The sequence below is a fragment of the Pseudofrankia inefficax genome (genome assembly GCF_000166135.1).
Lineage (GTDB): Bacteria > Actinomycetota > Actinomycetes > Frankiales > Frankiaceae > Pseudofrankia > Pseudofrankia inefficax.
On sequence record NC_014666.1, the window covers coordinates 8,390,002 to 8,402,904 of the forward strand.

12 protein-coding genes are annotated in these 12,903 nt (G+C 73.5%); 9 read left to right on the plus strand and 3 right to left on the minus strand.

All coding sequences use genetic code 11. The annotated features are described in order from the left end of the window. Nucleotides 1-125 precede the first annotated feature (125 nt). From FRAEUI1C_RS34070 to recR, 3 genes are read left to right on the plus strand one after another with little or no spacing between them, the layout of a single operon-like run. The gene (locus tag FRAEUI1C_RS34070) at nt 126-2,627 is read left to right on the plus strand and encodes a DNA polymerase III subunit gamma and tau (protein ID WP_013427945.1); all 2,502 of its coding nucleotides are present in this window, start codon (nt 126-128) and stop codon (nt 2,625-2,627) included. Nucleotides 2,628-2,653: 26 nt separating this feature from the next. Beyond that, on the plus strand, nt 2,654-3,109 hold the full coding sequence (locus tag FRAEUI1C_RS34075; RefSeq protein WP_013427946.1) for a YbaB/EbfC family nucleoid-associated protein: 456 nt from the start codon (nt 2,654-2,656) through the stop codon (nt 3,107-3,109). Nucleotides 3,110-3,164: 55 nt separating this feature from the next. Further along, on the plus strand, nt 3,165-3,764 hold the full coding sequence (gene recR, locus FRAEUI1C_RS34080; protein WP_013427947.1) for a recombination mediator RecR: 600 nt from the start codon (nt 3,165-3,167) through the stop codon (nt 3,762-3,764). 153 nt (nt 3,765-3,917) lie between these two features. On the opposite strand, the gene FRAEUI1C_RS34085 is transcribed toward recR, so the two are convergent. Then, nucleotides 3,918-4,670: a hypothetical protein gene (locus FRAEUI1C_RS34085; protein WP_232425223.1), complete on the minus strand. Its 753-nt coding sequence runs from the start codon at nt 4,668-4,670 to the stop codon at nt 3,918-3,920. 321 nt (nt 4,671-4,991) lie between these two features. On the opposite strand from FRAEUI1C_RS34085, the gene FRAEUI1C_RS34090 reads away from it, so the two are divergent. After that, the gene (locus FRAEUI1C_RS34090) at nt 4,992-5,492 is read left to right on the plus strand and encodes a hypothetical protein (protein ID WP_013427949.1); all 501 of its coding nucleotides are present in this window, start codon (nt 4,992-4,994) and stop codon (nt 5,490-5,492) included. A gap of 7 nt (nt 5,493-5,499) precedes the next feature. On the opposite strand, the gene FRAEUI1C_RS34095 is transcribed toward FRAEUI1C_RS34090, so the two are convergent. Then, the gene (locus FRAEUI1C_RS34095) at nt 5,500-6,528 is read right to left on the minus strand and encodes a zinc-dependent alcohol dehydrogenase family protein (RefSeq protein ID WP_041259820.1); all 1,029 of its coding nucleotides are present in this window, start codon (nt 6,526-6,528) and stop codon (nt 5,500-5,502) included. A gap of 95 nt (nt 6,529-6,623) precedes the next feature. Continuing rightward, entirely contained in the window at nt 6,624-7,208 is a 585-nt protein-coding gene (locus FRAEUI1C_RS34100) for a TerD family protein (protein ID WP_013427951.1), read from the minus strand. 398 nt (nt 7,209-7,606) lie between these two features. On the opposite strand from FRAEUI1C_RS34100, the gene FRAEUI1C_RS34105 reads away from it, so the two are divergent. The 5 genes from FRAEUI1C_RS34105 (at nt 7,607) to FRAEUI1C_RS34125 (ending at nt 12,898) form a co-directional block, all read left to right on the plus strand. Continuing rightward, nucleotides 7,607-8,644, plus strand: coding sequence for an ABC transporter ATP-binding protein (locus FRAEUI1C_RS34105; protein ID WP_013427952.1), 1,038 nt, complete (start codon nt 7,607-7,609; stop codon nt 8,642-8,644). Beyond that, nucleotides 8,641-9,387 carry an ABC transporter permease gene (locus FRAEUI1C_RS34110; protein ID WP_013427953.1) on the plus strand — a complete coding sequence of 249 codons (747 nt, stop codon included), beginning with the start codon at nt 8,641-8,643 and terminating at the stop codon, nt 9,385-9,387. The genes FRAEUI1C_RS34105 and FRAEUI1C_RS34110 overlap by 4 nt, the downstream gene beginning before the upstream one ends. Before the next feature lie 26 nt (nt 9,388-9,413). After that, on the plus strand, nt 9,414-10,730 hold the full coding sequence (locus tag FRAEUI1C_RS34115) for a sensor histidine kinase (protein WP_013427954.1): 1,317 nt from the start codon (nt 9,414-9,416) through the stop codon (nt 10,728-10,730). A gap of 31 nt (nt 10,731-10,761) precedes the next feature. Then, the gene (locus FRAEUI1C_RS34120) at nt 10,762-11,373 is read left to right on the plus strand and encodes a response regulator transcription factor (protein WP_013427955.1); all 612 of its coding nucleotides are present in this window, start codon (nt 10,762-10,764) and stop codon (nt 11,371-11,373) included. 256 nt (nt 11,374-11,629) lie between these two features. Then, the gene (locus tag FRAEUI1C_RS34125; RefSeq protein WP_013427956.1) at nt 11,630-12,898 is read left to right on the plus strand and encodes an aspartate kinase; all 1,269 of its coding nucleotides are present in this window, start codon (nt 11,630-11,632) and stop codon (nt 12,896-12,898) included. The last annotated feature ends 5 nt before the right edge of the window (nt 12,899-12,903 follow it).

Here is a 12,903-nt window from a genome sequence, read left to right on the forward strand (position 1 = left end):
GACCTCGGCGGCAGGGCTCGTAGTGGCCCGGACGGACGCCCGCGGCAGGAGGGGACAATGGGCACCGCTCGCGACGTAGGCGAGCTGGTTGGGCCAGCCGGGGAGACGGGCGGGGAGACGGGCCAGTGAGCACAGCGCTGTACAACCGGTACCGGCCCGCGACATTCAGCCAGGTCGTGGGCCAGGAGCACGTGACCTCCGCCCTCATGCAGGCGCTGCGGACCGGGCGGCTACACCACGCCTACCTGTTCAGCGGCCCGCGTGGCTGTGGGAAGACGTCGTCGGCCCGGATCCTCGCCGCGTCGCTGAACTGCGAGAAGGGGCCGACCCCGGATCCGTGCGGGGTCTGCGACCAGTGCGTGTCGATCCGCACCGGCTCGTCGATGGACGTCACCGAGATCGACGCCGCCTCGCACGGTCTCGTCGACGACGCCCGTGACCTGCGCGAGAGGGCCTTCTTCGCGCCCGCGTCGGCCCGTTTCAAGATCTTCGTGGTGGACGAGGCGCACATGGTCACGGCAGCCGCGTTCAACGCGCTGCTCAAGGTCGTCGAGGAGCCGCCGTCCTACCTGAAGTTCGTCTTCGCCACCACCGAGCCAGACAAGGTGATCGCCACCATCCGGTCCCGCACGCACCACTACGCGTTCCGGCTGGTGCCGCCGGGGGTGCTACGCGACCACCTGGCCTCGGTGGCCGCGCAGGAGGGCGTCGACGTCGACCCGGCGGTGCTGCCGCTGGTGGTCCGGGCCGGCGCCGGCTCGGTGCGCGACTCGCTGTCGGTGCTCGATCAGCTGCTCGCCGGCGCCGGCTCGGACGGGCTGCGTTACGACCGCGCGGTGGCCCTGCTCGGCATGACCGACGGCGTGCTGTTGGACGAGACCGTCGACGCGCTGGCGGCTCGGGACGGCGCGACCCTGTTCACCGTCGTCGACAAGGTCGTCGGCTCGGGGCACGACCCGCGTCGGTTCACCGCCGACCTGCTCGACCGGATGCGCGACCTGATCATGATCAAGGCGGTGCCGGACGCGGTCGAGCGGGGGCTGCTGGATGCATTCTCCGCCGACCAGATCGAGCGGATGAAGGCGCAGGCCGGCCGGGTCGGCCCGGCCGAGCTGTCCCGGACCGCGGACGTGCTGCACGCCGGCCTCGCGGAGATGCGAGGGACGGCCAGCCCGCGGCTGTTGCTCGAGCTGGTCGTGGCGCGGGCCCTCCTTCCCGCCGCCGCGGCAGGAGATCCGGCCGCCCTGCTGACCCGGCTGGAACGGCTGGAGCGCGGCCTCGCCGCCGGCCCGCCGCCGGCAGCCGCCGCGGCGCGGGCCGGGGGCCCGCTCACCCCCGCCGGGCCAGGTGCCCCGGACGTGCCGCCCGCCCCCGCGAGACCGCCCGCCCCCGCCGCCGAGCCTGCCGGGTCGCCCCGGCAGGACACGTCATGGGCGCAGCCCCCGGCGGCCCCGGCCGGACCGATGCCCGCGCCCGCGGCCCAGCCGTCCGCCGCCCAGCAGGCCGGCGGCTGGAGCGGCGGCCCGAGCACGTCACCCGGCCGGCCAGGTGGCCCGCCTCCCCCAGCCCCACAGACACCACCAGCCCCACAGGCGCCAGCCCCTCAGGCGCCAGCCGCCCAGCCGGCGGTCGCCCAGCCGGCCCCTGCCGCGGCCGGTGGCGAGGGCGCCGAGGCGGCCACCGTGCGGGCCGTGTGGGACCAGGTGCTCGCGGCGACCCGGCGGCGTAAGCAGACGACGTTCGCCCTGCTCACCGAGTACGCCAGCGTCCTTGACGCCCGCGGCGGCGAGCTGTTCCTCGCCTTCTCGGCGCCGCGGATCGCGCAGATGTTCGGCCAGGGCAGCCATATCGACGTGCTCTGCGAGGCGCTCGCCGAGCAGCTCGGCGGTGGCTGGCGCGTGACGATCGGGGAGCCCGGCGGCGGCCGCCCGGCCGGCGGCTCCCGTGGCGGGCCGAACCGACCGCCGGTCGCACCATCCGGCGGTGGCTTCCCGTCGGCGTCCGGGGGCCGGCCCAACCCGACCCCGCCGCCGAACTCCACCCCCCGACCGCCGGCCGGATTCACTCCAGCCACGCCCGGCGGCGGTCTTGCCTCCCAGACCTCAGGCGGCTTCGACACGGCCGCCTCGCTGGGCGGCGGTGCGCCGTCGGGGCTGGGCACCGGTGGGGCGGCGGCGCTGGGCGGGTACGGCAGCGGCGGGGGCCCGGGCGGCGGTCCGGTCTCGTCGGCTTCCGGCCCCGCCGTCGCCACCGCTGTCCGGGGGCCGCTCGGTCCAGGCCTGGACGCGTCCGCCGGCAGCCCGCACCAGGCCCAGGTCGCGCCTGGTGCTGGCCACCCGGGGATCGGGACGTCCGCCTATGCCCACCAGGCCGGCGCCAGCCTGGCGGGCGCGCCCTCCGGCGGCGGCATCGTCCCGCTCGGCGGCCACCTGGGCGGCGCAGCACCGGCCGCCGCCGACCTGGCCACCGCGGGGGTCGCCGCGCCGAGCACAGCCGACGAGCCCTCCCTGGACGACGACGACGCTCCCGCCCACGCGGGCTCGACGCTCTCGGGTGAGGCCGCCGCCATGGAGCTCCTGCGGGTCGGGCTAGGCGCCACCGTCATGGAGCAGCGCGGCGCCAGCTGAACGTGTCGTACCCGGGACGTAGGCTCATGGTCATGTCGAGCCCAGGCGAGCCGTTCGGAAACACGTGGCCTGCTGGAAATTCGGGCCCTGCTGGAAATCCAGGGCCGGCCGGCGGGCTGGGCGACGGGATCGGCGGCTTCGGTGCGATCTTCGAGCAGGCGCAGAAGATGCAGGCCGCGATGGTCGCCGCGCAGCGCGAGCTGGCCGAGGCCCGGGTCGACGGCAGCGCCGGCGGCGGCCTCGTGACGGCGACGGTCAACGGCGGCGGCGAGCTGGTCGCGTTGACGATCAGTCCGAAGGCGGTAGACCCCGAGGACACCGAGACGCTGGCCGACCTGGTGCTGGCCGCCGTCCGGGACGCGACGACGAACGCCCACAAGCTGGCCGAGGAGAAGATGGCCGGCGTGACCGGCGGCCTCGGCGGCATGCTCGGCGGGGGGCTGCCGGGCCTGCCCGGTGGGATCCCCGGGCTCGGCGGCTGAGTGACGACCAGGCGTTGGACGACGGCGCCGACGGCGCGGGAACGGTAAGGCACACGTGTACGAAGGCGTCGTCCAGGACCTGATCGACGAGCTCGGGGCGCTGCCCGGGATCGGCCCGAAGAGCGCGCAGCGCATCGCGTTCCACATCCTCGCGGCGGATCCGGCCGACGTCCGGCGGCTGGCCAAGGCGCTGCTCGAGGTGAAGGAGAAGGTCCAGTTCTGCCGGATCTGCTTCAACGTGGCCCAGGCCGAGCTGTGCCGGATCTGCGCTGACCCGCGTCGCGACACCACGGTGATCTGCGTCGTCGAGGAGTCGAAGGACGTCGTCGCGGTCGAGCGCACCCGGGAGTTCCGCGGCAGGTATCACGTGCTCGGTGGGGCGATCAACCCGATCGGCGGGGTCGGCCCGGACGACCTGCACATCCGTGAACTGATCGCGCGGCTGGCGGATGGCACCGTCACGGAGCTGATCCTCGCGACCGACCCGAACACCGAGGGCGAGGTCACCGCGAGCTACCTGGCTCGTCAGATCGGCCCGATGGGCCTGACAGTGAGCCGGCTGGCCAGCGGTCTGCCGATGGGCGGCGACCTGGAGTGGGCCGACGAGGTCACCCTTGGCCGCGCCTTCGAGGGCCGCCGCGTCGTCGCCGGCTAGCCAGCCCGCCTCCGCCGCCAGTCCTGATCGCCGTTTCGGCCCTCGGGTGGTCATGACCGGGCCCGTTCTGCAGCCATCAGAGGGCGAAAACGGCGATCTTGGCGACGGGCCGATCTTGCGGCCGGCCGTACTGGAGAATCCGGCGCGGCCGGGTCAGAAGCCGAGGATGGGCGCGTACGTCGAGCTGGGCAGGGACGCCAGGGTCGCGAGGACGACGCTGACGTCGAGCTCGTCGGCGCCAGGCTCGAAGTGGCCGAGCATGCCACGGGTCAGGTAGACCGGGCGGTCGCCGCGGCTGACCCGGACGCCGAAGACGCCGGTCGCCCGCAGCCACCAGACCCGGTCGCCGGCGCGGATGCGGACCTGCCGGTTACCCCGGCGCAGGCCGGTCGTCGCCCTGGTCAGCCGGCCCGCGTCGGCCGGCGGGCGGGCCGGCTGGTCGAGACTTCCGACGATGTCCCGGTCCGGGGCGCGTACGACCAGCCGGGCCGGGGTGTCCGCCAGCTCGATCAGTGGGCTCTCCCGAGAGACCTCCGAGCCGGCCGGCCACACCGTCGCCGGCCACACCCCCTCGCCGGCCAGCACGCGGGCACCGAGCCGGCCGGCCGCCGGGTGGCCCGGCGGCAGGAGCGCCCCGACCACGGCGCCGACCCCGTCGAGCTGCCAGGCGACCGAGACGACCGCGCCGGCGGGCAGGCCCGTCGGCCCGTGCTCGCCGCGGGCCAGACCGTCGGCGCAGCGCAGGGGCAACATCCGCACCAGCCGGGCCGGGGACGCCTCGTCGCCGGACAGCGCGGGAGCGAGGCACGCACCGCGCGGGCCCGGCGCGCCGGCGAGCCGCCGTAACCCGGCGGAGAACTGGCCCAGCGTCAGGGGGCGGGGTTCCCCGCCGGTCAGACTGACCATGTCGCTGGCGCCTCCTTCGGCCGTCACCGGCGCGGGCATGGGGGCCCTCCCCCCAGTGGTCCGGCCGAACGGTCCTAGCCGACGCACGCTCCGTCGGACCGGGTCGACAGTCTGCCATCCGCCCCTTACAGAATGCAATACCTCCTATGTCGGCGGCAGGTTCTGGCCGGAGACGGACATCGGAGCTCCTCGATCCGCGAACTCGGAATGACGATCTCGGCCCGCGGGGGCCAGCCCCACCCCGGTGGTCGTCCGCGAAGGGACGAGTGGCAGCGTGGAGTGCGCGGCCACGCGGAGCCGTCACGTCAGGAGCTGGACCAGATGATCATCAGTTCGCACGTCGGGGCGGGCGCCTTCGTCGGCATGGCCGTCCGCCGGCCGGGAGCGGCGCTCGCCGCCGGCTTCCTGTCGCACCTCGTGATGGACGCGCTGCCGCACTGGGGCCTCGGGCCGAACACCGAGGACGAGTGGATGCCGATCGCGAAGGTGGACGGCATCGCGGGGCTGTCCGCGATGGCGCTGCTCACGGCGTCGGCGCCGGCCGAGGTCCGGCTGGCCGTGCTGGCCGGGATGACCGGCGCCTGCCTGCCGGACACGGACAAGGTCGGCCGGTTCTTCTTCGGCCAGAGCCCGTGGCCGGCCAAGTTCGACCGGTTCCACGAGCTGATCCAGAACGAGGCCCGTCACCGTCTGCCCCGCGAGGTCGTCACCGCCGCGGCGCTGACCGCCCTCGGCACGGCGGCCCTGCGGGCCTGGAAGGCGCGTGCCGCGCGGCTGGCGCCCAGCGAGCTGGAGCCCACCGAGGCGCTGGCCACGGCCTGACCGCCGGTCAGCTGGCCGGATCGGGGAAGAGAACGGCGGCGCCGGTGACCCGGTCGGCCGCGAGGTCGGTCAGCGCCTGGTCGGCGGCCGCCAGCGGGTAGGCCGCGACCGTGACCGCCAGTCGGTGCCGGGCCGCGATCTCGAGGAACTCCCGGCCGTCGGCCCTGGTGTTGGCCGTCGTGCTGCGCACCGAGCGCTCCTGGAACAGCTGCCGCTGATAGTTGAGCGTCGGGACGTCCGAGAGGTGGATCCCGGCGATGGAGAGCGTTCCGCCCCGGTCGAGCGCCTCCAGCGCGACCGGCACCAGCTCCCCCACCGGGGCGAACAGCACGGCCGCGTCCAGTGGCTCCGGCGGGGCGTCGTAGGCGCCGGTCACCGACGCGGCGCCCAGCTCGGTCGCGAGCCGCTGGGCGTCCGCGGACCGGGTCATCACATGCACGGTCGCGCCCTCGGCGAGCGCCACCTGCGCGGCGAGGTGAGCGGACGCGCCGAAGCCGTAGATCCCCAGCCTGCCGCCCGGCGGCAACTGGGCCCGGCGAAGCGCGCGGTAGCCGACGATCCCGGCGCACAGCAGCGGGGCCAACTCGCCGTCGCCGTAGCCGCTGGGCAACCGGTAGGCGTAGCCGGCGCTCACGACGGCGTACTCGGCGTAACCACCATCGACGTCCCACCCGGTGTAGGTGGACGCCGGGCAGAGATTCTCGTGGCCCCGACGGCAGTACCGGCAGCTCCCATCGGTCCCGGCCAGCCAGGCGATGCCGAGCCGGCCGTCCGGGCCGAGGCCGGGCCACAGCGCTGCCGCGTCCACCCCCGGCCCGACGGCGTCGAGCCGGCCGACGACCTCGTGCCCCGGGATCGTGAACGGCCGGTGCGGCGCCAGATCCCCCTCGGCCAGATGCAGGTCGGTCCGGCACACCCCGCAGGCCAACACCCGCACCCGCACCTGGCCCGGCCCCGGCTCGGGCACAGGCACCTCAACCCGCCGCAGCGGCCCGCCCGCCGCCGGCCCCGGAGCCGCCACCTGCCACCCGCTCATCACGGGCCCCGCCGTCATGCCTTCAGGCTCCCACCACAAGCAAAGGGGTGCCCGCCATCAGGCAGACACCCCCGCTCAGAAAGACCTTCGTGGTGCTAGACGTTCACGCCGTAGTCGCGGGCGAGGCCGGCGAGGTCGTTGTGGCCCTGGCCGACGGCCCGGAACTTCCACTCGGCGCCGTTGCGGTAGACCTCGCCGAAGATGACGACGGTCTCGGTCGAGTAGTCCTCGGACAGGTCGTAACGGACCAGCTCGGTGCCGGTCTGGTCGGCGACCCGGATGTAGGCGTTGCGGACCTGGCCGAAGTTCTGGGCCCGGTTCACGGCGTCGTAGATGGACACCGGAATCACAATCTTGGTGATGTCCGCCGGAACGCTGCCCAGGGTGATGACGATCGACTCGTCGTCGCCCTCGCCCTCGCCGGTCCGGTTGTCGCCGGACAGCACGATCGCGTCCTCCGGCGACTTCAGGTTGTTGAAGAAGATGAAGTGCCCGTCGGAGAACACCTTGTCGCTCGCGTTGACGCCGATCGCCGAGGCGTCGAGGTCGAACTCGGTTCCGGTGGTCGTGCGGGCATCCCAGCCCAGACCGACGGTCAGCGAGGTGAGTGCCCCGGTGCCGGCCTCCGCCGCGGTCTTCGTCAGGCTGACGTTGCCGCCCTTGGCGAGACTGATGGCCATGTTGACGTCCTTCCTGGCCGATCCCCACAAACGTCGCCGGCCATGACGAGAAGCAGCTACTGGGCAGTAGATGAGTACTAGGCAGTGGCGAACACTCTGGCACAGGCGGTCGGGCGACCCGTGTGCTCGTCGCCCGCCAGACACGCGCCGCCAGGCCGCCTGGGCCGTCTCAACCCAGAACCGCGAGATATCACGAAAGCAGCCAAACGCAACCGTACCGAAAGAGCAACGAAACATCTCCCATGGCCCACCGACACGCCGCATCCCGTTCCGACTCCGCGCCCAGGGCGGTCGGCCACCGGCCCGAGCGGATCAGTCGGCACCAATGACGGATGTCATCCCGAGGTCGTGACGGTCATGACTGACCTTGGTACGGGTCGAAACGGCACTCTGCTGACATGCCCAGCGACCACCTGTCACCACAGCCCGACCGCCGCCGGCGGGCCCCGTCCGCCACGACCTTGACCGCCGCGCCCGCACCGATCGCCCTGAGCGGCGTGCGGCGCAGCTACGGCGCCACGAAGGCGGTGGACGGCGTCAGCCTGACGGTCCCGGCCGGCCAGGTCATCGCCCTCCTCGGGCCGAACGGCGCCGGCAAGTCCACCACGATCGACATGCTGCTCGGCCTGACCCGCCCGGACGCCGGCACGGTCAGCCTCTTCGGGCGCTCGCCCCGGCAGGCCTGCGCGGACGGCCTCGTCGCGGCGATGCTGCAGAACGGCGGCCTGCTGCCGTTCGTCACCGTCCGGACGATGCTCGACGCGCTGCGCGGGCTGTACCCCCGCCCGCTGACCGTCGCCGAGGCACTGCGCCGGGCCGGCGCGACCGAGCTCGCCGAGTCGCGTACCGAGAAACTGTCCGGCGGCCAGCGCCAGCGGGTGCGGTTCGCCGTCGCGCTGCTGCCCGACCCGGCCCTCCTGGTGCTCGACGAGCCGACCGCCGCGATGGACGTCTCGGCTCGCCAGGCGTTCTGGGCCTCGACACGGGCCTGGGCCGCCGAGGGGCGCACGGTGCTGTTCGCGACGCACTACCTGGCCGAGGCGGATGACTTCGCCGACCGGATCGTGCTGCTGCGCTCCGGCCGGGTCGTCGCCGACGGGCCGACGACCGAGGTCAAGGCGCTGGTCGGCGGCCGGACGATCCGGGCCACCCTGCCAGGCGTCGACGACGGCGGGATCGCCACGCTCGGCGGCCTGCCGGGCGTCACCCGGGCCGCCCGCCGCGGCGACACGATCGAGCTGCGCTGTTCCGACAGTGACGTGGCCCTGCGGGCGCTGCTCGACGCGGCCCCCACGGTCCGCGACCTGGAGATCTCCGGCGCCGGCCTGGAGGACGCGTTCCTCGCCCTGACCTCTGACCAGCCGACGGCGCTGCCCACCCCCGCTTCACCGACCGGCGCGGACACCGACGCCGCCGCGAAGGAGACCGCCCGATGAACGGCGCGCTGCTGATCGCCCGCTACACCCGGTTCGAGATGGGCCGCATCCTGCGCAACCCCCGGTTCCTCATCTTCAGCATGGCCCTACCGGTGATCATGTTCGCCGCGTTCACGGCGACGGACCCGACCGACACGCTCGGCCCGATCACCGTCGGGCCCTACATCATGATCAGCATGGCCAGCTTCGGCGCCATGATGGCCGTCGTCGCCATCGGCACCCGGATCGCGCTGGAGCGGGCCGGCGGCTGGAGCCGCCAGCTGCGGCTGACCGCGCTCACCGGCCCGCAGTACCTGGTCTGCAAGGTGCTCGGCGGCTTCACCCTCGCGCTGCCCGCGCTGATCGCGGTGTTCATCGAGGCGGTCGTCCTCGGCCGGGCGCACCTCTCGGTCGGCACGTACGTCGAGGCCGGGATCTGGGTGATGATCGGCATGGTGCCGCTCGCGGCACTCGGCATCCTGCTCGGCTACCTGGTCCGGGCCGACAACGCGGGCCAGCTCATCGGCGGCATGACCTCGCTGATGGCGTTGGCCGGCGGCATCTGGGTGCCGGTGGAGCAGTTCCCGCGCTGGCTCGCCGACGTCGTCAAGATGCTGCCGATCTACTGGTCGGCGGACGCCGGCCGGGCCGTCATCGCCGGCTCCTGGATCGGCTGGCACGGGCTGCTGGTGCTGGCTCTCTGGACCGCGCTGCTGAGCCGGCTGGCGGTCCGCTTCTACTCCCGCGACCAGCTGCGCGCCTAGTCTGGAACCCGATGGTGGCGACGACGATGACAACGAACGAGAGCACGCAGGACGAGAGCACACAGAACGAGAGCACGCAGGACAGCCCCGACGGGCTGGCCCGGTTCCGCAAGTACATGTTCGAGCCGATCCGGGGCGAGAACGCGCTCGGCCGCCAGGCCGGCATCACCCGCTGGCGGCGCACCGCCGGGATCTGGCTGGTCTACCTCTGGTACGCGGCGGCCGACCTGGTCGGCGACAGTCCGCGGCGCATCGTGCTCGGGACCCTGCTGCTCGCCGCGTTCTGCTGGCTGTACATCGTCCCGTTGCCTCGCGGCATGTTCTCGGGGCCGCTCAAGGACCGGGTGACGGTGCTGGTCGGCGGCCCACTCATCGCCGTGCTGTACCTGACCCTCGTCGGGCGCGGCGGGCTGGTCTTCCCGACCTTCCTTTCGGTCGCCTTCGCGCTGCTGCTCGTCCCCGCGGTGAGCCTGCCGATCATCGCGACGATGGCCGCCACGGTGATCTGGCTGCCGCAGTTCATCCCGTCCTGGCACGTGCACGGACCGCAGTGGTCGACGGCCGCCCCCATCGCCCTCGTGGTCTTCGCGCTCTACGCCATGCGGGCCGGCGCCCGCAACCAGATCGAGCTGCACCGGGCCCGTCAGGAGATCGAGCGGCTGGCCCAGGAGCAGGAGCGGCTGCGGATCAGCCGTGACCTGCACGACCTGCTCGGCCACGCGCTGACGACGATCACCGTCAAGGCCGAGCTCGCGTCCCGGCTCGCGACCCGCGACCCGGAGCGGGCGGCGGCTGAGATGGCCGAGGTCGCGGCGCTCGGCCGAGAGGGACTGGCGGACGTGCGCGCGACGGTCGCCGGCTACCGAAGCGTCAGCCTGGTCACGGAGCTCGCGACCGCCCGCGAGGTGCTGTCCGCCGCGGGCATCCGGGCCGAGCTGCCGGCCGCCGTCGAGGACGTCCCGGTCGAGCTGCGCGAGCTGTTCGGCTGGGTGCTGCGCGAGGCGGTGACGAACGTGGTCCGGCACAGCGGGGCGTCGTCCGTCCGGGTACTCGTCACGAAACGGTCGATCGAGATCGTCGACGACGGGACCGGCGGCCCGGCCGGCGACGGCGAGCCGGCGCACTCCCGCTGGCGACCGGGAGCGACGACGCGGCCCGGTGCCGGCGGTGGCAACGGGCTCGTGGGCCTCGCCGAACGGGTCGCGGCTGCCGGCGGCCGGTTGGAGGCCGGCCCGGCCCACTCGCCTCGAACCGGCGACGAAGCCCTCGCGCCGTCGCGCAGGCCGGGCCCGGCGCCTGCCTCGGGTCTCGGCTTCCGGTTGCGGGCGGCCGTCCCGGCCTAGCCACGCACCGGGCCGGTGGGATCATGGCCGGGTGCCGTCGATCCGTGTGCTGCTCGCCGACGATCAGCATCTCGTGCGTGGGGCGCTTGCCGCGTTGCTGTCCCTGGAGGACGACATCGAGGTCGTCGGCCAGGTCAGCCGGGGCGACGAGGTGGTCGCGGCGGTCGTGACGGCCACGCCCGACGTGGTGCTGATGGACGTCGAGATGCCCGGGATCGACGGGCTGGCCGCGGCGGCGGCGGTCCAGGCCACCCGTCCGGCGACGAAGGTGCTCATCCTCACCACCTTCGGCCGCGCCGGCTACCTGCGCCGGGCGATGGAGGCGGGAGCGCTCGGCTTCGTCGTCAAGGACGCCCCGGCCGACGCGCTCGCGGACGCCGTCCGTCGGGTCTCCCGCGGCGAGCGCGTCGTCGACCCGACCCTGGCCGCGAGCACCCTGGCCAGCGGGCCGAGCCCACTCACCGGCCGGGAGCGCGACGTCCTGGTCGCCGCCCGGGACGGCGCCACCGTCGCCGACATCGCCGGGCGCCTGTTCCTGTCCGAGGGCACCGTGCGCAACTACCTCTCCGCCGCCATCGCCAAGACCGGCGCCCGCAACCGCCTGGAAGCCCTGCGCACAGCGGAGGAGTCCGGCTGGCTGTAAGGCGATCGGCCGGAACCGGGCGCGGAGCGCCCTTCGCGGACCTCCCAGATCGACTTCGTCGATCCGGCAGGAACCCCGGCTCCGCCTGTCGGGTGCTGAGCGCCCTCCCGGCCCCTGATGTCTCGAGGCGTGGATGTCGAGGGCTGCGCCATCAGTGGTCGGAATCTTGGCTAGGTTGCGCTGTGACGTGGACGCCGCCCGCGTGCGGGCCCAATAACGAATCGGCTCCTGGGCCCTGGCTCGGTAGCCTGTGAGCATGGCGTTGGTCGTGGCGAAGTTCGGCGGCTCCTCCGTAGCGGACGCGGACAAGATCAAAAGGGTTGCCGAGCGGATCGTCGAGACGCGCCGCGCCGGCAACGAGGTGTGCGTGGTCGTCAGCGCGATGGGTGACACGACCGACGAGCTGCTCGAACTCGCCGAGCAGGTGTCCCCGCTGCCGCCGGCCCGCGAGCTGGACATGCTGCTCACCTCGGGCGAGCGCATCTCGATGGCGCTGCTGGCGATGGCGATCTCGAACCTCGGCGCGGAGGCACGTTCGTTCACCGGCTCGCAGGCTGGCGTCATCACGGACTCCACCCACGGCAAGGCGCGGATCATCGACGTGACGCCGGGCCGCATCCGTACGGCGCTCGACGAGGGCGCGATCGCGATCGTCGCCGGCTTCCAGGGCGTCAGCCAGGACACGAAGGACATCACGACGCTCGGCCGGGGCGGCTCCGACACGACGGCGGTCGCGCTGGCGGCGGCGCTGCACGCCGACGTCTGCGAGATCTACACCGACGTGGACGGCGTGTTCAGCGCCGACCCGCGGATCGTCCCGAGCGCGCGGAAGATCGACACGATCTCCTACGAGGAGATGATGGAGCTCGCCGCCAGCGGCGCCAAGGTGCTCATGCTGCGCTGTGTCGAGTACGCCCGCAACTACAGCGTGCCCGTGCACGTCCGCTCGTCGTTCTCGACGAAGCCGGGCACCTGGGTCACCGACATTCCGGAGGCTGAACTCGTGGAACAGGCCATCATCCGCGGCGTCGCGCACGACAGCAGCGAGGCGAAGGTGACGGTCGTGGGCTGCCCGGACAAGCCCGGCGTCGCCGCGGCGGTGTTCCGCGCGGTCGCCGACGCGGACGTCAACCTCGACATGATCGTCCAGGTGGGCTCGGTGGCGGGCACCGGCCGGACCGACATCTCGTTCACGCTGCCCAAGACCGACGGCCGCACGGCGCTGGCCGCGCTGGAGAAGGTGCGCGGCGAGATCGGCTTCGAGAAGACCCTCTACGACGACCACATCGGCAAGGTGTCCCTCGTCGGCGCCGGGATGAAGTCGCACCCGGGCGTCTCGGCCCGGTTCTTCGGCGCGCTCGCGGACGCCGGGGTCAACGTGGAGATCATTTCCACTTCGGAGATCCGGATCTCGGTGGTCGTCCGCGACACGGACCTGTCCGGCGCCGTCAAGGCCGTCCACGACGCCTTCGAGCTGGGCGACGAGGGCAACCAGGCCATCGTCTACGCCGGCACCGGCCGCTAGCCCGC